Raw genomic sequence first — 23155 nt, 5'->3', positions numbered from 1 at the left:
GAACCAAGCTTTTATTTAAATCAAAGAACGAAATGTGCAGTTAAATTTTAATCATTGAAGACTTTACTGGCATCATACTGATCATGCATCTTTATTGACTATAAGCATGTATTTCATAACAAACACCTACTGATTTCTGATCCATATCTTCTATTCAGACTGGCTATACAGCATGAATGATGAATATGTACTCAAACGATTGGGTTGAAATCAATCAATTGATTTAACAACCCAATCCAAAAACTTGTGCTTATCAAAAAAGTCTGGCGCAGCATTCGCAAATACACTTTTTTCTCTGTTGTTAAATATTCCTTTGTAATAAAAAGACCTATCTGCGGTAAATTTTGACTCATCCCCTTCATGTAATTCTTTAAAGAAAATCGATAACTGCATAAATCGACTTTTAGACGCTAAACCATGTTTTTCTAATACAAAATTATAGATTTGCTCAATAATCGCTTTAGTATTTGAATAAGGCATTTTGTTGTCTCTTTATTAGATCGCTCTTTTAAATTACAGCTTTTAAATTAAAATACAACTGTTTTAGTCGGATTTTAAATACCTATTTTTTATAGGTATTTTTTACATTTAAATATAATTAAGCACTATTAATGAATGAGCCTCTAAACATGAAGTTTTACTAAATTTTGCTTCTGCAACTTCATGGATTTTCGTTATTCAAAGCTAAAAACGAAACAACAAAAGTGTAGTCTTAGCTAGAACTTCCAAATTATAAATAATCAGTTGAAGTGAAATGAGCCGTATTAGTATGTACAAAATACGAATTAACCAAGATTAAAATGTTAAAAGTTTTAGCTGAACAAGGAATTCACCTAGATGCATAACAAAATTTTAAAGTTTATAAGTTTTCTCATTTTTAGCAGTATTTTAACAACAGGATGTAAATCTTCACCGTCTCCTCAGCAAGAATTAGATGTACAGGCAAATTTTTTCCCGTCTATGTTGAGAATTGATGGAAATCTCTTTGCCTTAGCGAATCAAACACCTCCTAATGATTTAACTATGGAATTATTTAAATCAACACTACTCAAAGCAACTATGTTGAGAAAATACGAAGTTGAAGCCAAAAATAATTTTAGTTTAGAAAAAAATAGAAATCCAATTGAGCTGAATTCAATGTGTTTGATGACAAAATTTCTTCTAAATAAATCATATATTCAAAAAGCTAATCTCAATCCTGAATTTTATGAAGATATTTATAGTTGGATTAAAACAAAGAATAGTTCTTGGGAAAACTTACTTAAAGAGACTAAACCCGGAGAGTTCGAATATTCATGTGTGATTTCTCCTTCAAATATCCCCAATTAAGATGCGACATCGAACCACAAAGCCGCTCAATGCGGCTTCTGTTATTTTATAAATTTTAAAGTGGAAGGTATTCCCTCTAAATTCACTTAAATTTAAGTAGTCAAAAACCACATTTAATCATCAATCACATCAGCAAAGATTGCGCCCAAAACTTTTGCTAAATCTTCGGGTTTTAAACCAATGTCCAAACCACGCTTACCACCACTCACATAGATTTTAGCTAAGTTCTGTGCAGAAACATCGATCACAGTTTTTAAGCGTTTTTTCTGTCCAACTGGACTAATACCACCAACCAAATAACCGGTTAAACGCTCTGCATCTTTTGGGTCTGCCATTTTTAGTTTTTTACAGCCAAATGCTGTGGCCACTTTTTTCAAATTCAGCTGAAACTCCACAGGCAATACGGCAACAAAGTAATTTTTATCGTCCGTAACCATCAAGGTTTTAAACACTTCTTCGACGGTTAAACCAAGTTTTTCCGCAGCTTCTAAACCAAAACTTTTTGCTTCTGGGTCATGATCATATTCATGAATTGTAAAGTCGATTTTATTAGATTTTAAGAGTTTACATGCAGGTGTCATTGCTTTTTCGTCATTCCATTCGGACAACTAGGAAAACGTAATTATAAGCCTATTCTCGAAAGACCGGCGAAGACTTTTATATTTTTCATGAACACGACTTGTGCAATAAGTTTGAGTTGAATACATTTAAACAAAGCAAAAATTTTAAAAAATATGACAACGCTGACTCAAGACCTCATCCAATTATTAACTGTAGTGCCCAAAGATCAGGGCTACTTTTTGGCACATAGCAAACCTCTGTTTGGTGACTATATTTTTGGTGGGGAATTACTTGCTCAGAGCATAGTCAGTGCATCCTATACCTGCACACTCGCACTTCACTCTTTACATGCCAACTTTATTTCTGCGGGTCATGCAAATCAGCCCGTCTTATTTAAAGTCGAAAATTTACGTGATAGCCATAGTTTTTCCACTCGACAAGTGACCGCCATACAGCATGGCAAACCAATATATATGGTGATGTTGTCCTATATGAATAACGAAATGGGTATGGAGTAAAATACCTGAACCAGATCAAATTCAACAGTTTCCACCAAGTATGCTCAAAGAGGAGCAATTCTATAAAGCGCAAATCCAATCATCTATTTCACCTGAATATCTATCCACATTTTTACAGCCTTTTCAGCTTATATCTAAACCAATTGAATACGTGCTGACAGATTTTCCACCGTCCAATCAAGCTTCTGTCTTAAATCAAAATCAATATGCAGAATATTTAAAACTCCATGATGCCTTGGATGCACAATTTGACCAACTTCATATACATCAGGCCATTGCAGCATACTATTCAGACTATAATTTATATTCTGCGGCGCTCAAAACACATGGTTTAAATTATCTGTCTCCTGAACTCATCGCAACTAGTCTTGATCATTCGATGTATTATCATCATGCCTTTCGGGTGGATGATTGGGTTTTCTATGACATGAATACCACCCGAACCTCCCAATCACGTGGGCTTAGTCATGGGCAAATGTGGCAAGATGGAAAATTAGTCGCAAGTACTACACAAGAAAACTTAATGCGTTATACAGGCGTATCTTGAGGCCTGTGACAATCTTTAACATTCAAATTCTTGTTAAGTTAAGCATCAATCGTATAAAATTCATGCAAATCATACCGCTATAACAATAATATGCCTTCGATCTACCAGCTTAAGCCTGCATTTCAAAACCTGCTTCGACCTTTGGTTAAATCACTTCATCATCTTGGTATTACAGCAAATCAAGTAACACTACTGGCAATGTTCATTTCGCTAGCTGTGGCATTTTTTATTTATATCTATTTTTCTCACAACGGTATTGGCATTTTACTGTTGATTTTCCCCGTGTGGATGCTTATTCGAATGGGCTTCAATGCCATAGATGGCATGCTGGCACGTGAGTTCAACCAACAATCCAAACTCGGTGCTTTTTATAATGAATTATGTGATGTGATTTCCGACTCAGCACTCTATTTTAGTTTAATTTGTTTTGCTTTTATTCAAGCTGAATTACTTATTTTAACCTGTTTTCTCGCCATACTTGCCGAATATACCGGTGTGATGGCGCCATTAGTGGGGCAAGAACGTCGTTACGATGGTCCAATGGGAAAAAGTGACCGCGCTTTTGTATTTAGCATCATCTGCGTCATCATCGTGACCTCTTCTATATTGAATGTTGGCTTAAATACATTGTCTCTTATCTGCAATAGTATTTTGATTATTACCATCTTTTTATTATTTATTACGATTTATAACCGCATTAAAAATAGCATTATCAACCCACAATAAATTTCAGTTTAGATCGTCAGTCGATTCATTATTTTGAGAACAACACAATGTATAACAATACTCAGCATACCTTTACGAGCCATGATGGAACATCCTTGTTTTATCAACATTGGGAAAATAGCAGTTTAAAAAGCAACCGTAAGAAAAAAGCGGTGATCTTATTTCATCGTGGCCATGAACATTCGGGACGAATGGCGCATTTGGTCAATGAATTGAATTTGCCTGTTTTTGATTTTTTCGCTTGGGATGCGCGAGGTCACGGTAATACTCCTGGTGAACGAGGAGATGCACCGAGCTTTTCTGCATGCGTTCAAGACATTCAATATTTTGTTCAGCATATAGAACAAAATTACCAAATTCGATCAGAAAATATAGCAATTGTAGCTCAAAGCGTTGGCGCTGTTTTAGCCGCGACATGGGTGCATGATTATGCCCCTAAAATTCGTGCTTTATGCCTTGCCTCGCCTGCATTTGACATCAAACTCTATGTGCCTTTTGCAAAACCTGGCTTAACACTTCTCAATAAATTCGCTGGCAACTTTTTTATTAATAGTTATGTCAAAGCCAAAATGCTGACGCACGATACTGCACGTGCGCAGAGTTATGACACTGACCCGCAAATCGCTCGGGCCATATCGGTCCGTATGCTGCTGGGTCTATATGCAGCCTCAGATCGAATCGTTAAAGATGCACAAAATATTTTTGTTCCTACTCAAGTCTTATGTTCAGGATCTGACTTCGTGGTGCATCAAAAACCGCAATTGGCGTTTTATCAAAAACTCCCTCATCCATTGAAGGAATTTCACGTCTTAGATGGTTTTTATCATGATACTTTGGGTGAAAAACATCGCAAAATCGCCACAGATAAAATCCATCGCTTTATTCAACAATGTTTTAAACAACCCTATTCCGCACCTAAACTTTTAGATGCCGATAAAATTGGCCCGAGCTGTGCTGTAGCAGAAACCTTAAGTTCAACGCTTCCAAAGCATTCTTTAAAACATGCATTTTGGAGCTTAACCAAACAAAATCTTAAAATTGGTAGTCTCTTTTCCAAGGGTTTAAAAATTGGTGAAGAGACAGGATATGACTCCGGCAGTACCTTAGATTTTGTCTACAGAGATAAATCAGAAAGCCAAAATGCACTGGGTAAAATCATCGATCGACAATATTTAAATGCGATTGGTTGGCGTGGTATTCGCGTTAGAAAACAAAATATTGAAGCGCTATTAACGAAATATGCTTCTAAGTTAAATGATGCCCAACACGCAGTACGGATTATGGATATTGCAGCAGGTCATGGCCGTTATATTTTAGATGCTGTACAAAAACTGCCTGAGCAGCCTGAATCCATCCTGCTTAGAGACTATAGCTCGATCAATGTACAAGCAGGTCAAGCAATGATTGAGCAAAGAGGTTTAAGCCAGATTGCCAAATTTGTAGAAGCGGATGCCTTTGATACCACATCACTAGCCAGTGTTGAACCTAAACCGACTTTAGCCGTGGTCTCAGGTTTATACGAATTATTTAGTGATAATGATTTACTTAAGCAGTCCTTATCTGGCTTAAGTCAGGCCATTGAGAAAGATGGTTATCTCATCTACACAGGTCAAATTTGGCATCCACAACAAGAGTTTATCGCCCGTGCTCTGACCTCACATCGCCAAGGAGATGCATGGGTCATGCGTTTACGCTCACAAGCAGAAATGGATGCCTTGGTTGAGCAAGCTGGTTTCAAAAAAGTCGATCAAGTCATTGATGAGTTTGGTATTTTCACCGTTTCCGTTGCACAAAAAATTTAAGCTTGGACGGTCAATCTTATGCATAAACTGGATACGGAAACAGGAACTTGGAAATACGGCCTACTGTGTTTGGCATTTCTGGCACCTTTTTTCTTCTTAAGTTATGGTTTTGCCAATCAATACGCTGCGGGTTTAGCGTCTGTACCTGTTATCGTCTTTGAATGGGAAAAATATATTCCACTTTGGCCATGGAGTATTGTGCCTTATTGGTCGATTGATCTGTTCTATGGATTGTCTTTATTACTTTGTTGGAATAAGTTTGAATTAAAACAACATGGCCTGCGACTATTTTCGGCACAAATCCTTTCAATCAGCTGCTTTTTAATTTTCCCGCTACGTTTTAGCTTTGAACGCCCCGAACTCACAGGTTTTTTCGGCCTATGGTTTGATGTCTTGATGGGCTTTGATAAACCGTTTAATCAAGCACCTTCCCTGCACATTGTGCTACTGGTGATACTTTGGGATTTTTTCCGTCGGCATAGCACAGGTAAGCTAAAATATCTGGTAGATGGTTGGTCCTTTTTGATCGGTCTCTCGGTTCTAACCACTTGGCAGCACCATTTTATAGATATCCCAACAGGTTTATTAGTCGGTGCCTTATGTTTATGGCTATTCCCGATGTCCTGTCCTGCGCCCTGGGCTCAAAACCGACAGAGTCGTCTAAGCTTAAAGCACATTAAAATCGGCATCCTTTATCTGTTTGCTGCCTTATTGTGTAGCGCAATCGCACATGCAAAAGGTTGGTGGCTTTGGCTGCTCTATCCTGCAAGCAGTCTGCTTTTAGTTTCGTTTGCATATTTATTCAATCGACCGCATTTTTTTCAAAAACTCAGTCATGGTGATATGACCATTGCTGCAAAAATATTGTTTGCGCCTTACTTTGTATTTGCTTGGATCAATAGCCGAATCTGGACCTATCGCCATCCTAAAGATTCTAAAATCATCAAAATCAATCAGAGTTATATTTATTTAGGTCGCTATCCGTCCAAACAGGTCATGCAACAATATGATGCTTTACTCGATTGTTGCGCAGAATTGCCCACTTATCCAAAGTGCTCATATGCCCAAAACTTGTGTTTAGACCTGATTCCTTTACAGGCCAATCAGCTACATAATGCTGTAGAGTCTTTAGAACTATTCTTGAAATCTAATAACAATGATGAAGCACAAAACATCTTGGTCTTCTGTGCTTTGGGATATTCACGAAGTAGTGCTGTAGTTGCCGCATTATTATTGAAACAACATCCTGAATATTCAGTCGAAGATGTTTTACGGATTATTCGCCATAACCGTCCTTGGGTTGTGCTTAAAACACCGCAAATAAAACATTTAAATACTTATCGTTTGAAACTTAAAGGACTTGCACCATGAATTTACAACTTGTGGTGCTATCAAAGTTGTTGCAATCTACCACAGGGTTGCTCATCTCAGCTTATGTGGCAGCGATTCTCACGCTCTGGCTCATCATCCAGTTTGGCAATGTGATGCTATTCGATTTGCTATATATATTAATTTGTCTAGTTTTGCTCGGAATACAACATTATTTAAGCCTGAGAATCAAATTTGATTCGGCACTTTTAGCCACTGTCGCTGAATACAGCCAAACTCAAAACCTTGAACAAACCACCAAGGAGCTGGACTTAAGTTTAATCAACTTAAAATTAATGCCTGCAAATAAATGTGGTCGCGCATGGGAGCTGCGTGAGTTAGGTTGTCTGGCTTTATTTAAATGGCAGATATTTGTGCTTTGCTTGCAATACATCGCATTCATCTGCATATTTTTACTGTATAGATAAATTTACAATAATTTGAAGCCATGCCAAATCCAATAGACACTTCAGGGAATTCTCACTCACCAATGAAAGGTATTTTTTTAAGCCGTTCAATTGCTCGCTATATTGCCTTTCTCACTCGTCGTGGTGCGCGGCTGCTCACGGGCGCGCGGAGTCTATGGGTCGGGTGCAAACCGGTTATGAAACAGCGTATTTATTATGCAAATCATAATAGCCATATCGACTTTATTTTGCTTTGGTCATCACTACCGACAGATCTCAGACGGAATACGCGTCCTGTAGCGGCTTCGGATTATTGGCTAAAAGATGGCTTTCGACGTTTTCTCATTCAAGATACGTTTACTGGCGTCACTATTCAGCGAAATCGAGAGCAAAATCAAGATCCATTAGAACCGATCAAAACCGTATTAGCACAAGGTGACTCGATTATTTTCTTTCCTGAAGGCACTCGGAATTTAAATGATGACGTTGAATTATTAGAGTTTAAAAGCGGTTTATTCCATCTCAAAAATCAATTTCCTGATGTTGAAATTGTACCGGTGTGGATCTCAAATTTAAAACGTGTCATGCCTAAAGGTGCGCTAATACCATTGCCATTATTATCTACCGTTATTTTTGGTAAGCCTTTAGAAGTTCATAATGAACAGAACAAATCTGAGTTTTTAAACTACGCTCAGGAAGAATTACTCAAATTAAAAGCATTGGAGTATCAATAATGGAATTCACCAATGCGCAAATGACTTATGTATTGTTTGGTATCTTTGCGATTATTTTGATTATTGCCTCAACCATTAGCTCAATACTAAAATTTAAAGCGGGTTATGCACCTGCACCGGTCATCGACAATTTAAATGCGCGGATCAATGCATGGTGGGTCATGTTGTTGGTACTTGGTGTAGCAATTTCATTAGGCAAAATTGCCTTTGTGATCCTGTTTGCGTTGATTTCACTCTTTGCTTTACGTGAATTTATCAGCTTGCTCCCAACCCGTCGCGGTGATTATCTTCCTTTGCTGATCGCTTTTTATTTTGTCATTCCTTACCAGTATTACTTGGTGTATATCGATTGGTATGGGCTATATTCTATTTTTATTCCACTGTATGTATTTCTTCTTATCCCTATCGCTACACTCAAAGCCGAAGATACCACGCGATTTTTAGAACGCAGTTCAAAAATTCAATGGGGACTGATGGTCAGCGTATTCTGTATTTCGCATGTGCCTGCGCTATTAAATCTTAAACTTCCCGGATTTGAAGGTGAAAAAATTTGGCTAGCGATCTGGCTGATCATGGTGGTACAAGCCTCCGATGTCTTACAATATGTCTGTGGCAAGCTATTTGGAAAACACAAAGTCGCACCGATACTTTCACCATCTAAGACCGTAGAAGGATTAATCGGAGGCATTGCTTTAGCTACTGCACTAGGCGTGGCTATGTCATGGCTTACACCCTTTAGCTATCTACAGGCTGTATGTATTGGCTTTATTGTTTGTATATTTGGTTTCTTTGGTGGTCTTGTCATGTCGGCTATTAAACGCGATCGTGGTGTAAAAGATTGGGGACAACTTATCCAAGGCCATGGTGGCATGCTCGACCGAATTGATTCAATCTGCTTTTCTGCACCGATTTTTTTCCACATTTTGCGCTATTGGTGGTCTTAAGAAATGACTCCGTTTTAAACAGAATTTGGGATTTTAAATGATGTTACGCACGTAGAATTAATTTTACATTTTAAAAATGATTTTTAAGTCTATGCGACGGAGTCTTACATCTAAGGATTGAATAAAGATCTTAGCCTTCGGCTGGAGATACTCTTACGAAGCGTTGTTTCTTATTCGGCAAAATGAGAAGCGTGCTTCATAATGAAACAATCTTGCGGAGCATTGCTCCTCACCGTAAAAATAGTTCACTAGCGGCAAATTATTCAAAGAATCGCAGAAACATTTTTGATTACAATTAGTCCTGTCTCAAACAGTTGCGGATGACGTTACCGTGTATCGTTCTTTTATTTGAATCAACGTGCGCTTCTGATGTTACTGCGTAGCATCGGTTAATAATACGCACAATAAAAAAATCCCAAGCAAACAAGCTTGGGATTCTTCTCATCAGGTATTCGATTTAAACGACTGAAATTGCAAACTTTTTAAAAATACTTGCACGACGTTTAGGATGAATATTGGCTTTAGTTAAATCACCTTGATAGTGATCATAGACCCGTTTATCCATCATCTTAAACCAAATCGATGGGACTAAAGCAGGAATTAGCATAGTGGCATAGCCGCTAGGCAACTCTGGCGCTTCATCAAAATGTCTTAATGCCTGAAAAGGGCGAGTCGGATATGCATGATGGTCTGAATGTCGCTGTAATTGATACAAAAATAGATTGGTCACAATATTATTGTTATTCCAACTATGTTCAGGCATGGTTCGCGCATAACTTCCATCCGGTTTTTGCTCACGCTTCAGGCCATAATGTTCAATATAATTAATAATTTCAAAAAGGCTGATTCCATAAAAGGCCTGTGTAACTAAATACGGTGTCACGCCTTTACCAAACATTTTCAGCATCGAGGCATGAAAACCTGCACTCATCGCCCAACCATGAAACAGTTCATTTTCCTTCGAAAAGAAACTTAAACCTTTACGTTTTAAACGTTGTTTCTCAATCTGCACCGCCGATTTAATTCCACCAAATACAGTGCGTGGCCAAAACTCATAAAAGGTTTCGCCCATTTTTGAAGATGCAGGATCTTCAGGCGTTGCCGCACGTTTATGGTGTCCATAAGGATGTTCAATGCGGAAATGGCTATAACCTAAAGGTGCGAGCGTCGCATGTGCCCAGTAATGGTCTTTTTTATGTGGTCGATGGCAGAGTTCATGTGCTGTATTTACACCGACGCCATTGATGGCACCCATCGAAATCCCAAGTAGAACTTGATCTAATATTGAAACATCTTTACGGGTAACCACATAGCCAGCAAAAGCATTCGCCGCCATTTGCAGTGGAATAAATAATTTGACGATACGATCATAATAGGGATCATTCACTAAAACTTTGATGTCATCATCTGTCGGATTGTTGGCATCATCACCGATCAGTGCATCTAGTGCAGGAATAATGACATGCAGTAGAAGCGGCCCGCCCATGGCAAATAGTTTTTTTGTCGGTTTTGGACCAAAATGATAACCCGCCAAGATCCCCATACCAATGACTGGTAAACCTGGACTCAATAGCCAACCATAACGTTTTTTATCTAAAACACTACCGATTTTGCTTTCTAACTGAGCGAGCTGCTGTTCATTTAATTTTACTGGTGCATTCATGCGCTAGACTTCCCTAATTACTTCTTCTGTGTTTATATTCGTAAAATATGGGCAGCCAGAACAGTTTTAAGCGTCCAAAAAAACTATGTGATCGTCTTTGGCATTTAAGGATAAATGTTGACCTTTAAGCACATAATGACCATCTATAAATAGAAAATTAATATGAGTAAATATTTGAAATATGGATGCTTTAAGTAAAATTTTTGATGATATTCATCTCCACCGATCTGAATATATTTATTTGAGATCAAAGCATCCTTGGGCTTTTCATTTTCAAGATCACAATGCCATGGTTGCGTATGTAGTGATTCAAGGTCAGTGTGTTGTACATATAGATCAAGAGCAGGTCTTACTTGAAGCTGGCGATCTTTGCCTTATTCCGTCAGGGCAAAACCACCACTGCAAATCTATACAGTCTGATATCTTGGTCGAATCAGTGAACATCACACCACTGTTTCAAGAGCAACGAAATAAAACCATTGAATTAAATTCTGCCGAATCTCACGAAGCAGAAGAATTATTTGTACTAGCGATCCGTGGACATGTCGACAGCATTATGGCAAAGCCTTTAGTGAATGCCCTCCCCACGCTGTTACATACACCACACATTATGAGCAGTACCGCACCGGAATGGTTGCAAATTGGCTTACATTTTCTGGCCGTTGAAGCGCATCAGATCCGTCCAGGCCGCGACAAAATTTTGGATCATTTGGTGAGTATTTTATTTATCGAATGTGTGCGTGATTATATTGCAGCCTTGTCAGATTCAAGCAGTTGGTTGCATGCCTTGAGTCATCCTGAATTATCCAACGCTTTGGCCGCGATTCATGAACAACCGCAGCATGCTTGGACCGTCGAAAGTTTGGCAGAACAATGTTGTATGTCGCGTTCTAAATTTGCCAGTTTATTTACTCAAATGCTCGGTGAATCACCACTCGCCTATTTGCAGCAACATCGTTTGCGACTGGCAACACAGCACTTACAAATGGGGCAACTCACTATTCAGCAAATTGCCCATCGTATAGGTTACTCATCTGAAACGGCATTTAGCCAAACTTTTAAAAAGTTTTATGATCTCACACCGAGCCAGTATCGACAGCAGCATCAACTCGCAAAAACTGAGTCACCTTAGAGGTTTATTTAACTGACGTTACGCACATAAAAGTAATTTTGCATTTTTAAAATGATTTTTAATTTTATTCGACGGAGTCTTACATCTAGGGATTGAATAAAGGGATTAGCCTTCGGCTGGAGGTACTCTTACGAAACGTTGTTTCTCATTCGGCAAAATGAGAAGCGAAGCTTCGCAAGGAAACCATCTTACGGTGCAATGCACCTCACCGACAAAACTCGTTCACTAGCGTCAAATTACTCAAAGTATCGCAAAAACTTTTTTGATTAGAAGTAGTCCTGCGTCGAACAGTTGCGGATGACGTTACCGTGTATCATACTTTTATTTAAATTAAATTACGCTCCTGATGTTACTGCGTAACATCAGTTATTTAATTTAAAAGCTTTAAAATCGCTTCCACAGGGTTTTCACTGTTGCCTGAAAGCAGTTGTTTATGCATGGTGATGTGCTGCATCACTTGAATTTGCGATTTTTCAACATCCATCAAGCTTTCAATTTCTGCTGCTAATTTTTCAGGCGTTGCATCATGTTGGATGAGTTCCTGAATCACCTTTTTGCCCGCAATAATATTTGGCAATGAATAATACGGAATTTTGATCAGCAATTTCACCACATGGTAAGTCAGCCAATTTAACTTATAAAAGGTCACCATTGGACGGTGTAAAAGCATCGCTTCTAAAGTCGCTGTACCCGAAGCCAAAGCGACAATATTCGATGCGTTCATCACCAGACGGCCAATTTTAGATTCGGTATCGTTGTTTTCCATCAAGCGAACTTTGGCTTGTAATGCTTCAGGGTACTGCTTGAGCAACAATTCGATTTGCTGTTTACGTGCATCATTGATTGCAGGAATCAGGAACACATAGTCTGGATGCTGCTCCGTCAAAATCTGTGCGGCGGACAGTACCAAAGGCCCTAAGCGCTCAATTTCACCGCGACGGCTGCCCGGAAGTAATGCAATGTGTTTTTGATGCTCATCTAAGCCTAACTCGTGTTTAGCCGCAACGAGTGGATTATCTAAAGGCAACTGACTTGCCAATGGATGTCCGACAAATGCAGCCAGAACTTGCCATTTTTGGAAAAACGCTTTTTCGAAAGGAAATAAACAAAGGACTAAATCGATACTCGCCTTGATGCCATGCACACGGCCTTGGCGCCACGCCCACACTGAAGGGCTAACATATTGCACTGTTTTAATTGGTAGCTGTTTTTGCTTTAAGCTCTTAGATAAACGCAAATTAAAATCCGGCGCATCAATCCCCACAAAAACATCGACAGGATTTTCAGTCCATTTTTCAACCAGACCATCGCGTACAGCAAAGAGTTTTTTAATATCTTTTAAGACCTCAACAATCCCCATTACCGATAAAATATCCATCGGATAATAGCTATTAAAACCTTCTGCAATCATTTGCGGACCGCCGATGCCTTCAAATTCCGCATCAATCCCTTGCTCTCGAAAACTGCGGATAAGCTTGGCGCCTAATGTATCCCCGGATACTTCCCCAACCACGATGCCAATTTTCAGTTTCCGATTTTGCAAAAGTCTGTCCTTTTAACTCAATGTTCTTTAGCTATAGATTCTATACGAGTCCTTCACAAAGTTAATAGATTTCCAAAAAAAAGCTGCACGTCTTTAATTCAACATTTTAGGAATATTCATCACTGCTATTTAGCTGCTGATTAAAATTTTTCCGCCAATGATTCGGATTTGTGCCGTATTTATTCTTAAAAGAGTTTACGAAATAGCACTGCGGTATTAAAACCCGCGCTTTCCGCAATTTTATCAATCGAATAATCCGTCACTTCAAGCAATTCAGCCACATATCGCAGTCTTTCATTATTTAACCAAGTGACGATAGTAGCCCTGTCGCATGTTTAAAATGTCTAGTTAGTGTCCTTCTACCCATATTCGAATAATGGCGAAACCTTATCTTTTTAAGGAGTATTAGATTTTGCAGGAATGGACTTTAAGTTCACAGTCGCCTATATCGATAAATAACAAATTGAAGATTAGGAATATAAAATCTACGGTGCGTTTTAGACATTGGATATCTATTTTCAGATCGTCACTCCTTTATATTCTTAATACATGATTTCACTGCAGCATAATCTCCATTTGAACTATCCCCCACGTGAGAAAGCCGAAATCAATAACTTAGCTTATTTAAAATCCTTTATTTTCCAAATTAAAACCACTCTTTATCTATTTTTTTCACAAGCAAATCACTAATCGAGACAACGACTTATATCAATTAGTCATAAGATATGCACGTTTTTTGATATTTGGCATTCAGCGATGGTCGGTCCTTTAGAGTTCATTCTGGCAGGTGTAATTGTAGGTTTCTGCGTAGGTATTACCGGCGTTGGCGGTGGTTCATTGATGACCCCGATCCTGATCAGCCTGTATAAAATTGAACCCCATATTGCGATCGGCACAGACCTACTATATGCCGCAATTTCAAAATTTTGTGGTTCTTTAGTTCATGCACGTAAAATGAATATTGTATGGACCATTGTTATTTGGCTTGCTGTCGGCAGTATCCCTGCGTCTTTTGCGACCCATTGGGTCCTTGAAAACTATCTGAGCCAATCGACACATTACAAAACCGTATTAACCATGTTTTTGGGTTTTATGCTGACGATTACTGGGATCTCAATTATTTTCCGTGGTCATATTGAAAAATTCTTTAATAAATTTCGAAAAACTGATCAGTTAGATGATATGAGTGCGGATCTTGAACGTATCAATTTCCAAGCAAAAAATAAGCGTGCATATATCATCATTATGGGGATTATTTTAGGCGTATTCGTTACCCTATCGTCTGTTGGTGCAGGTGCCTTCGGTATTATGGCCTTGGTGCTCATGTTCCCGAACTTACCGATGATTCGTATTATTGGTTCTGACGTCGTACATGCCGTGCTTCTTACACTGGTTGCAGGCTTGGGTCATATGAGCTCAGGTAATGTCGATTTTCATTTATTGGGTTGGTTATTGGTGGGTTCTATTCCTGCAATTGTGGTCGGAACTTTAATCAGCTCACGTTTACCTGAAAAAGTCATTCGTAAAGTCTTAGGCATTACCTTGTTTGTTTTAGGCATGAATTTCATCATTAATCCAGTAAAATCAAAACCTGTCGAAAAACCAACAACTGCAATGTTGATCGCACCGACGGTGAATAGTCAGCAGGTTTAAATTAACTGCCCGATTCATCACTTTTTTTTCAGAGACTTATTGATCTTTTTTATAACATTTGAATGCTATATTCATGTTATATTCGGCTCACGAAACAACCTTTTGTATAATCAAACCAGTGACGGCAATGAATACTTTACAGTCAAATTCTATTACCCAAAACGACATTGATGACGTGAATGTAAAAAGCATTCAGCCTCTTGTTACTCCTGCAGAACTAAAAAAAGAGCTACCTCTGACTGAAACTGCCTATCAAACAGTCCTTAAGGGCCGTGAAACTGTACGTAATATTTTAGATGGAAATGACAAACGTCTTTTTGTTGTCATTGGCCCATGTTCAATTCACGACACAGTTGCTGCACATGATTATGCTGACCGTTTAAAAGTTTTAAGTGACAAAATCCAAGATACGATCTATGTCGTGATGCGTGTGTATTTTGAAAAACCACGTACCACTGTAGGTTGGAAAGGTCTAATTAATGACCCAGATATGAACGACTCTTTCAACATCGAAAAAGGCTTACGTATTGGTCGTAAACTTTTACTTGAATTGAATGAAAAAGGTTTGCCTTGTGCAACTGAAGCGCTCGATCCAAACTCACCACAGTACTACCAAGATCTTATCTCTTGGTCAGCGATTGGTGCGCGTACCACTGAAAGCCAAACACATCGTGAAATGTCTTCTGGGCTTTCTTCACCTGTGGGCTTTAAAAATGGTACAGATGGCGGTTTAACCGTTGCGACCAATGCCATGCAATCTGTTAAACATGGTCATAGCTTCTTGGGCTTAAGTGACCAAGGTCAAGTTTCTGTTATTCGTACTAGTGGTAACCCATATGCACACGTTGTACTTCGTGGCGGTAACGGTAAACCAAACTACGACGCAGGTTCAGTTGCAGATGCTGAAGCGGCATTAGCCAAAGCAAAAGTTAGTGGCAAAATCATGATTGATACCAGTCATGCAAACTCAAACAAAGACCCGTACCTACAACCCCTTGTTCTGAAAAATATTACTGAACAAATCCTTGACGGAAACAAGTCAATCGTGGGTATTATGGTTGAAAGTCACTTAAAAGGTGGTCGTCAGGATATTCCTGCCAACCTCTGTGACCTCGAATATGGTAAATCAGTGACTGATGGCTGTATCGATTGGGATACGACTGAAAAAGTCTTGTTAGAGATGCATGAAGCACTTAAAGACGTGTTACCGACACGCTAAGTGAATGAAAAACGCCATCTTCGAGATGGCGTTTTACTTTGAAGGATTATTTGTCAGATGAATGAAATCGAAAATGCGTTAAGTCACATTGAAAACTTCCAATATATACATGAACACTTATTAACGTCCGGTCAACCATCTCCTTCTGAGCTTCAAACGATCAAAGAATATGGTGTTTCAACGGTTATTAATTTAGCGCTGACTGATGCATCCAATCATATCGAGCATGAAGACCGCATTTGCCTAGATCTAGGCCTGAACTACATCCAAGTTCCAATCTCTTGGGATACCCCTTCAGATGATCAATGCCTTTTAGTACTCGATATGATTGACCATTTGGTTCAAGGTCAAACGGTTTGGCTACACTGTGCGAAAAACTTCCGTGTCAGCAGTTTGATGTATTTATACCGTCAATACTATATGGATGTTGATATGCCAAAGGCTCAAGAATTTATGCATCAAATTTGGGAACCTAATGAAACATGGACAGGTTTAATCCATGCGGTTGCCTTACAACTCCAAGGCCGTAAAGCAACTCAAGATTTACAACATGCGCTGATCCATCCAGATCATTTTGCGTGAGAAATTAGTACTGTTGCAGTAGAAAGAATACCTTCTTGGCGACCGGTAAACCCTAATTTTTCGGTGGTGGTCGCTTTGATGCTAATTTGTGTAACTTCAACATCCATAACATCTGCGATACTTTGACGCATTTCTAAATTATGTTTTGCTAGTTTAGGGCGCTCACAAGCCACGGTAATATCAGCATTATTAAGTACATATCCACGATCTAAAATCAGTTGGTAGACGTGTTTTAAAAGTACTCGACTATCGGCACCTTTAAATTTTGGATCTGTATCTGGAAAATGCTGACCAATATCTCCAAGTGCCAAAGCTCCTAATAATGCATCACAAAGCGCGTGCAGTACCACATCACCATCTGAATGTGCTTTGAGTCCATGTGTATGTGGAATTTGAACACCAGCAAGCGTTACAAAGTCACCTTCTTCAAATGCATGTACATCCATGCCCTGACCGATACGAATTTGAGCTATCATGCTTGAGTTCCTTGAGAAAATAATGATTGAAATCTTGTATTCACGCTTTCTATTTCGCTATAGTGTGGGCAAGCGCAACATAGTGAAAGTATAAGCGATCATGCTGTTGAAAACTGAAATAAATATCATCAAAAAATTCGGACTGGTTCTGCTAATAGGTTCTGGCCTAGCGACGTTTACGCATGCAGAAAAGATTGACTGTGATCATGCCAATACTCAGGCAAAAAAAAATTACTGTTCTAACGGTTTTGAAGAACAACGTGAAAAGCTAGATGGGCTTTTTTTAACGGCACAGTTGATTACCGATGCCCCTGTACGCTTACTGATAGATACGCAAAAATTATGGTATAGCCGAGTTCAGCAATGCAAAAACTTGGAGTGTTTCAAACAACAATTTGAGCTTCGCCATGAAGATTTGAATATTTATACCTCGATGAACCAAAGTTTAACACAGCATTATCTTAAATTTGAAAATGGCCATTTTGCGACATCACCTGTACATTTAAAAGTGCATCAACTGGGCAAAGACAGCATCAAAATCGAAGGAATTGCCTATCGTAATCCGAACAATCGAGTTGAAACACAAACCATTCCATTTTTAGCCTACACAACACCCGAACAAAAAAATCAAATCACCGATAATGAACACGACTGCAAATATCAGTTCAATTACAGTAAAGCCTTACTCTCAGTAAAAACTGAACAAAAAGGCTGTGAACGTTTTGCAGGGATTTATCGCTTATATGATTAAGATCAATTTCAAATGACTTAGAAACATACAAAAAAGCCTCAACATTGAGGCTTTTTTGATATCTACAATTTTTTGATGTCTACAATATGTCAGTTAAATCGGATGTGTTTGCTGCACTTGCTGGCTAATCATTGCAGCTGTTGCCGCAGATAAAGTCCATCCAAGGTGACCATGCCCTGTATTATAGAAAATATGATCTCGCTTACCTGCATGCACCACAGGCATCATATTGGGCATCATTGGTCGTAAACCCGCCCACGGCACCACATGTTCTGTAGAGAGATTAAAGTTGCGATTTGACCAATCAATTAAGGGCTGAATGCGATCTGCACGAATGTCTCGGTTATAGCCATTAAACTCTGCCGTGCCTGCAACACGGAGTCGATTTGCACCTAAGCGTGAAGTCACAATTTTGGCACTTTCATCCAACAGACTTACCCAAGGCGCATTGGCCTGACTTTGTTCATCATTTAAATTAATGGTGATTGAATATCCTTTGACTGGATACACATTTACGCGATCACCGAGTTTATGTGCAAGTTCATAACTCCCTACACCACCACAGACCACCACAGCATCTGCTTCAAGTATGGTATCAGCATCGGGATGTTCCATATTTTCATCACTGGCTTTTAACTGAACATTGACACCTTTTGCATGATGTTCAAAGTCAGTCACCTCAAAGCCCCACATATATTTCACATCAAAGCGTTCTGTTGCTTTGGCAAGCTGCGTCGTAAATTTATGGATGTCACCCGTGGCATCCCCCGGACAATAAAATCCACCATAGTATTCACCTGTCAGACTAGGTTCAATATCACGGATTTCAACTAATGTCACAGGATGACGCTCTAAGCCACCCTCACAGAGCATATTATTAACTTGAGTCGCCACCTCATAATCATGTTGATTATGAAAGAAATGTAAAATGCCGCGTTTTTCTAAATCAAACTGTAAGTTTTCATGCTCAGCTATTTCAAATAAACGCTGACGTGCCATCAACGCTAGACGCACTGTCTCATGGGTATTTTCACGATAATCTTTAATATGTCCCATAAACTCAAAGAGCCATGAATATTTGTGTAGATTAAAACTTGGATTTAATAATAATGGCGCGGTTTTTTGTGACATCCATTTGATGCCTTTCACCACCGTTGCTTTTTGGTTCCAGACCTCAGCATTACACGCTGATAATTGACCACCATTGGCAAACGACGTTTCCATCGCAGGATAAAGATGTTTATCAACCACAGTGACACGATAACCGAGTAATCCGAGTTCGTAAGCTGTCGTTACCCCAGTAATACCTGCACCAATCACAACAATATGACACATATAGGCTCCTTGGAAATTATATTTCCTATGCTCGCCCCATCTGTCATTGGTACCTGAGAGCTTTGGTTCCTTGCGAAGCAATGTGAACCTTCCCCTTCGGTGAGTAGGTCTAGCCTACTTCTCTCCAGATTTTTTTATATGATTACAGTCCTTTTGCCTGAGAGTTTCCTGGGGGAACTTGCTCCTTCGGCGAGCACAATCTGTGCTTCTCTCCTGCAATCATCCATTCATTTTTATTCGGCATTCATCTTGGTATTGCCTAAGTTAGATATGAGCAATATTTGTACCAAATCTCAAGTCCTATTTGGGTCAATATTGTTAAATATTATTTTTATATCGATTTAAGTTGTTAGGTTATAAATTTAAAATCATTTTTCCTACACCTAAATACTTCATCTTTAAAATAAAGGTTTAAAATATTAAATGAAATTTATAACTAGAAAGATTGAAGTTTTATGTCGGATTCTACGCTTTTCTCTCGCTTTGCATCTGTGATCAAAACACATTCTATTGAAGAATTAACCCAAAGTGATTTACTCCTTCTTAAGACTCTGGGGCCTGTTCAAAGTTTTTATGCACCATTCGAGGCCATAAATCATGATGCAAAAGTGGTCATCGTCGGCATCTGCCCAGGCCAGCAACAATGGCGTAATGCATTAATTGCAGCGAAAGACGGCTTAGAACAGCAATTATCTGAGGAAAACATTCTTAAATTTGCCAAGAATAGTGGTGCTTTTAGTGGCCCTATTCGTAAAAATTTAACTCAACTGCTAGATCATATTGGATTACACAATCAATTAGGCATACAGACCACTGCTGAGCTATTTAGCAATCATCAAGATATAGTGCAAATGTGCTCGGTTTTACAGCAATGCATTTTGGTCAATGGAAAAAATTATGCTGGCTCAACACCCGCAATGCTAAAAAATGAATTATTAAAACAACATATTGATGATTATTTTATTCCTATGGTCCAACAGCTTACTAACGCAATTTATATACCGCTAGGCAAAGGTGTAGATGCGGTTTTAAATTATGTATGTAGCTTAGGCTATTTAAATGATCAACAAATTCTAGCGGGACTCCCCCATCCATCAGGTGCAAATGCTGAACGGATCAAATATTTTTTAGGTGAAAAACCACGTGTTCAATTGTCTCAACAAACCAATCCCGAGCAGATTGATAGCGCAAAATCACAGATCTTACTTAAGTTATCTAAATTTCAATGAAATAAGATTTACATCACTTAATAATATTTTTTATTTGAATATCGACCACTTATATCAAAGCAGTGCTCAAACAAAACTAGAAAAGTGTGATGTATTTTACTTTTTTGTTTTTTCTGTGTGAATATGCGCCAAAATAAATATTGCTTATAAAAATAACGCTAACATGGAAAAACACATGAAAAATTATTTAGTTCTAGGATTTACACTCCTACTACTCACAGGTTGTATTACCGTACCTAAAAATAAACCTTGAAACCAGAACATTAAAGCTGAATGGTGTGAATACCGTTGAAAACAGTAACGTAATCCAACTAACCATTACTCGAGGTCAATTACTGTGTGAAACTGGACAAAAATGTCCTGAACTTGCAATTGATTAGCAAAAGAATAAAGGTGAGTATGCACTTTCACTGCATTCTTATGATCAACAGCAGCTTGATATGAATGAAATATCTTTTGTGATCGACGGCAAAGTATTGTCTTATCCTGCAATAGGTCAAACAAATTATCGTCGCTTAGATAATTCAAATGTGATTGATTCTTCTAATACCGTGATGATCCCAGATACTGTGCTTAAACAATTCTGTGACGCAAAAGATATTGCGGTGATTATGAATACCAACCAAGGTGAAATCGCACACTATATGCTAAAAAACCAAAAATCATCAGATGCCTATCGACTATTTTTACGTGCTTACTCTTAAGCCCAAATAGTCTAAAATCAAAATCCCAAAAGTTAGTCTATGTTTTCTTTTGGGATTTTTTATTCATCTCGCTTTATAAATTGATCAAATGCATCACATGGTCTTTATTTTATTCGTTTAATTAATTGTTTAATTGTCAGTTCACAAATCGGTTGACCTACCTCTAGATGAAGAGGATAGGCTTGATTTTCATCTGTAAGCTTATAGCCACGTCGTTGATAATATTTTATTAATTCTAAACGCCGATCAATCACATACATCACAAATTCTTCAACATTGGGTTCAATCAACATCGCTTGCTGTTCTGCAAATTGCAATAATTTTTTTCCTAAGCCCTGAGCTTGCTCATTTGGATGAATTGCAAAATGACCAATTTCACAGCTCTTCCCCTGCATTTGAATACCAATACACCCCATGATCTGCGCATGTACCGACTCAATCACATATAAATGAAAATCCCTTTTTTGTAAGAGTTGACTGAGTTGAGACACATTTATTCGATTTCCTCGAACAATATGATGTTCTGTCGTCCAACTCTTGGGATGATTTTCCCGATAGGCTGTATTCATTAAGCTTTCAAGCTGCTGAATATCACCAAGTAAAGCATTTCGTATATTCATATTTTTTTGCTATTTATTTTCATAGGCCTAGTTTACCGAAATAAAAAAACCAGACAATTGTCTGGTTTTTTTATGCAATTTTCTCATCAGTGTGACTTGCTAAAGCTATTCACCAACCGCGTTCGGAACAAAGCAGCGCTTTGTTATTTATCTACTGTGACTCGCTAACGCTACTCACCAACCGCGTTCGGAACAAAGCAGCGCTTTGTTTCCTCACTTGGGTTCAATTGGGGCAAATGGTGCGACTACATCCGCATTTTGTGCGCGGTTACGCATGAAGTGATCCATAAGCACAATTGCCAACATCGCCTCTGCAATTGGTGTCGCACGAACACCGACACAAGGATCATGGCGACCTTTGGTCAACACATCAGTATCTTCACGATTAATCGTAATGGTTTTACCCGGCGTAGTAATGGAAGCTGTTGGTTTCAAAGCAATCGCAACACGAATGTCCTGACCACTCGAAATACCACCCAAAATGCCGCCAGCATGGTTTGCCAAGAAACCATCCGTAGTTAACTCATCACGGGTTTCATGACCAAACTGCTCGGCAACACCAAAGCCATCACCAATTTCAACACCTTTTACAGCGTTGATGGACATCATAGCATGTGCAATATCTGCATCTAAACGATCAAATACAGGCTCGCCCCAGCCAACTGGCACTTGTGTCGCAATAATTTCCAGTTTAGCGCCACAGCTCGTTCCTTGTTCACGAAGTGACGTTACTAGAGCTTCAAAACGTGGGACGGCATCAGCATCACCACAGAAAAATGGGTTATTCAGAACTTCATTCCAGTCCAATTTCTGTGCTTTTTCGGTACCAATTTGCGTTACATGACCACGAATTTCGATGCCGAATTTCTCAAACAAGAATTTTTTAGCAATCGCACCCGCAGCAACACGCATCGCAGTTTCACGAGCACTCGAGCGACCACCACCACGATAATCACGGAAACCATACTTATGTGTATACGTATAGTCTGCATGACCCGGACGGAAGGTTTGCGCGATGTTGCCATAATCTTTTGATTTTTGATCTGTGTTACGGATCAATAGACCAATCGATGTACCGGTCGTTTTACCTTCAAATACGCCTGAAATAATTTCAACTTCATCGGGTTCTTTACGCTGAGTCGCAAACTTAGATGTGCCCGGCTTACGACGATCCAGATCCTTTTGCAAATCGGCTTCAGTCAGTTCAATACCCGGTGGAACCCCATCCACAATGGCCATCAGACCAACGCCATGAGATTCACCACAAGTCGTTACACGGAAGAGTTGCCCTATACTATTACCTGCCATGTCA

Annotated in this window: 24 protein-coding genes and 1 riboswitch; of the genes, 16 read left to right on the top strand and 8 right to left on the bottom strand. The window is 38.9% G+C overall.

What is annotated here, in order from left to right:
* Positions 1-210: 210 nt before the first annotated feature.
* Positions 211-480: a hypothetical protein gene (locus AC4CU0_RS06970; RefSeq protein ID WP_168378663.1), complete on the bottom strand. Its 270-nt coding sequence runs from the start codon at positions 478-480 to the stop codon at positions 211-213.
* 357 nt (positions 481-837) lie between these two features.
* Here AC4CU0_RS06970 and AC4CU0_RS06965 point away from each other — a divergent pair, with 357 nt between their 5' ends.
* Positions 838-1329 carry a hypothetical protein gene (locus AC4CU0_RS06965; RefSeq protein ID WP_180107185.1) on the top strand — a complete coding sequence of 164 codons (492 nt, stop codon included), beginning with the start codon at positions 838-840 and terminating at the stop codon, positions 1327-1329.
* Between the two features lie 113 nt (positions 1330-1442).
* Here the strand turns inward: AC4CU0_RS06965 and ybaK are convergent, their stop codons facing one another.
* A complete protein-coding gene (gene ybaK, locus AC4CU0_RS06960) occupies positions 1443-1910 on the bottom strand; it encodes a Cys-tRNA(Pro) deacylase (RefSeq protein ID WP_180011910.1) in 468 nt (155 codons plus the stop codon).
* Positions 1911-2063: 153 nt separating this feature from the next.
* Between ybaK and AC4CU0_RS06955 the strand changes: the two genes are divergently transcribed.
* The 8 genes from AC4CU0_RS06955 (at position 2064) to AC4CU0_RS06920 (ending at position 8936) form a co-directional block, all read left to right on the top strand.
* Positions 2064-2408: an acyl-CoA thioesterase domain-containing protein gene (locus AC4CU0_RS06955; RefSeq protein WP_490742767.1), complete on the top strand. Its 345-nt coding sequence runs from the start codon at positions 2064-2066 to the stop codon at positions 2406-2408.
* Positions 2409-2448: 40 nt separating this feature from the next.
* The gene (locus tag AC4CU0_RS06950) at positions 2449-2955 is read left to right on the top strand and encodes an acyl-CoA thioesterase (protein WP_490742766.1); all 507 of its coding nucleotides are present in this window, start codon (positions 2449-2451) and stop codon (positions 2953-2955) included.
* A gap of 90 nt (positions 2956-3045) precedes the next feature.
* Positions 3046-3681, top strand: a complete 636-nt coding sequence (locus AC4CU0_RS06945) for a CDP-alcohol phosphatidyltransferase family protein (protein ID WP_168378667.1) — start codon at positions 3046-3048, stop codon at positions 3679-3681.
* Between the two features lie 47 nt (positions 3682-3728).
* A complete protein-coding gene (locus AC4CU0_RS06940) occupies positions 3729-5483 on the top strand; it encodes a bifunctional alpha/beta hydrolase/class I SAM-dependent methyltransferase (RefSeq protein ID WP_490742765.1) in 1755 nt (584 codons plus the stop codon).
* An 18-nt stretch (positions 5484-5501) separates the two neighbouring features.
* Positions 5502-6854, top strand: a complete 1353-nt coding sequence (locus tag AC4CU0_RS06935) for a phosphatase PAP2 family protein (protein WP_490742764.1) — start codon at positions 5502-5504, stop codon at positions 6852-6854.
* Positions 6851-7279: a hypothetical protein gene (locus tag AC4CU0_RS06930; protein WP_490742763.1), complete on the top strand. Its 429-nt coding sequence runs from the start codon at positions 6851-6853 to the stop codon at positions 7277-7279. Before AC4CU0_RS06935 ends, AC4CU0_RS06930 begins: the two co-directional genes overlap by 4 nt.
* A gap of 62 nt (positions 7280-7341) precedes the next feature.
* Positions 7342-7992: a lysophospholipid acyltransferase family protein gene (locus AC4CU0_RS06925; RefSeq protein ID WP_490742762.1), complete on the top strand. Its 651-nt coding sequence runs from the start codon at positions 7342-7344 to the stop codon at positions 7990-7992.
* Positions 7992-8936, top strand: coding sequence for a phosphatidate cytidylyltransferase (locus AC4CU0_RS06920; protein ID WP_490742761.1), 945 nt, complete (start codon positions 7992-7994; stop codon positions 8934-8936). The genes AC4CU0_RS06925 and AC4CU0_RS06920 overlap by 1 nt, the downstream gene beginning before the upstream one ends.
* A 457-nt stretch (positions 8937-9393) precedes the next feature.
* Here the strand turns inward: AC4CU0_RS06920 and AC4CU0_RS06915 are convergent, their stop codons facing one another.
* Positions 9394-10599, bottom strand: a complete 1206-nt coding sequence (locus AC4CU0_RS06915) for an alkane 1-monooxygenase (RefSeq protein WP_490742760.1) — start codon at positions 10597-10599, stop codon at positions 9394-9396.
* A gap of 181 nt (positions 10600-10780) precedes the next feature.
* On the opposite strand from AC4CU0_RS06915, the gene AC4CU0_RS06910 reads away from it, so the two are divergent.
* The gene (locus tag AC4CU0_RS06910) at positions 10781-11731 is read left to right on the top strand and encodes an AraC family transcriptional regulator (RefSeq protein ID WP_490742759.1); all 951 of its coding nucleotides are present in this window, start codon (positions 10781-10783) and stop codon (positions 11729-11731) included.
* Positions 11732-12101: 370 nt separating this feature from the next.
* On the opposite strand, the gene lpxB is transcribed toward AC4CU0_RS06910, so the two are convergent.
* On the bottom strand, positions 12102-13274 hold the full coding sequence (gene lpxB / locus AC4CU0_RS06905; RefSeq protein ID WP_490742758.1) for a lipid-A-disaccharide synthase: 1173 nt from the start codon (positions 13272-13274) through the stop codon (positions 12102-12104).
* Positions 13275-14030: 756 nt separating this feature from the next.
* Here lpxB and AC4CU0_RS06900 point away from each other — a divergent pair.
* From AC4CU0_RS06900 to AC4CU0_RS06890, 3 genes are all read left to right on the top strand, one after another.
* The gene (locus tag AC4CU0_RS06900; protein WP_078193863.1) at positions 14031-14927 is read left to right on the top strand and encodes a sulfite exporter TauE/SafE family protein; all 897 of its coding nucleotides are present in this window, start codon (positions 14031-14033) and stop codon (positions 14925-14927) included.
* A gap of 127 nt (positions 14928-15054) precedes the next feature.
* Positions 15055-16146 carry a 3-deoxy-7-phosphoheptulonate synthase gene (locus AC4CU0_RS06895; protein WP_143221612.1) on the top strand — a complete coding sequence of 364 codons (1092 nt, stop codon included), beginning with the start codon at positions 15055-15057 and terminating at the stop codon, positions 16144-16146.
* Positions 16147-16203: 57 nt separating this feature from the next.
* The gene (locus AC4CU0_RS06890; protein WP_180003786.1) at positions 16204-16728 is read left to right on the top strand and encodes a protein tyrosine phosphatase family protein; all 525 of its coding nucleotides are present in this window, start codon (positions 16204-16206) and stop codon (positions 16726-16728) included.
* Here AC4CU0_RS06890 and ispF read toward each other — a convergent pair.
* Positions 16716-17204 (bottom strand): 2-C-methyl-D-erythritol 2,4-cyclodiphosphate synthase, encoded by a 489-nt coding sequence (ispF, locus tag AC4CU0_RS06885; RefSeq protein WP_168378679.1) that lies wholly within the window; start codon positions 17202-17204, stop codon positions 16716-16718. The two genes, AC4CU0_RS06890 and ispF, sit on opposite strands and share 13 nt — an antisense overlap.
* A gap of 100 nt (positions 17205-17304) precedes the next feature.
* Between ispF and AC4CU0_RS06880 the strand changes: the two genes are divergently transcribed.
* Positions 17305-17955 (top strand): A1S_1983 family putative colistin resistance protein, encoded by a 651-nt coding sequence (locus tag AC4CU0_RS06880; RefSeq protein WP_490742757.1) that lies wholly within the window; start codon positions 17305-17307, stop codon positions 17953-17955.
* Positions 17956-18048: 93 nt separating this feature from the next.
* Here the strand turns inward: AC4CU0_RS06880 and AC4CU0_RS06875 are convergent, their stop codons facing one another.
* The gene (locus AC4CU0_RS06875) at positions 18049-19290 is read right to left on the bottom strand and encodes a D-amino acid dehydrogenase (protein ID WP_490742756.1); all 1242 of its coding nucleotides are present in this window, start codon (positions 19288-19290) and stop codon (positions 18049-18051) included.
* Positions 19291-19425: 135 nt separating this feature from the next.
* Positions 19426-19516: riboswitch (glycine riboswitch) on the bottom strand.
* 229 nt (positions 19517-19745) lie between these two features.
* On the opposite strand from AC4CU0_RS06875, the gene AC4CU0_RS06870 reads away from it, so the two are divergent.
* Entirely contained in the window at positions 19746-20519 is a 774-nt protein-coding gene (locus tag AC4CU0_RS06870; RefSeq protein ID WP_490742755.1) for a hypothetical protein, read from the top strand.
* A 440-nt stretch (positions 20520-20959) separates the two neighbouring features.
* Positions 20960-21223, top strand: coding sequence for a hypothetical protein (locus AC4CU0_RS06865; protein WP_252725827.1), 264 nt, complete (start codon positions 20960-20962; stop codon positions 21221-21223).
* Between the two features lie 104 nt (positions 21224-21327).
* Here AC4CU0_RS06865 and AC4CU0_RS06860 read toward each other — a convergent pair whose 3' ends face one another.
* Positions 21328-21843, bottom strand: a complete 516-nt coding sequence (locus tag AC4CU0_RS06860; protein ID WP_180005575.1) for a GNAT family N-acetyltransferase — start codon at positions 21841-21843, stop codon at positions 21328-21330.
* 213 nt (positions 21844-22056) lie between these two features.
* Positions 22057-23151, bottom strand: a complete 1095-nt coding sequence (gene aroC, locus AC4CU0_RS06855) for a chorismate synthase (RefSeq protein WP_490742754.1) — start codon at positions 23149-23151, stop codon at positions 22057-22059.
* Positions 23152-23155 lie beyond the last annotated feature (4 nt).

The sequence above is a fragment of the Acinetobacter sp. LipI_15 genome (genome assembly GCF_058242865.1).
Note: the sequence above shows the minus strand (reverse complement) of the source record. Positions and strands in the feature narration are given on the sequence as shown.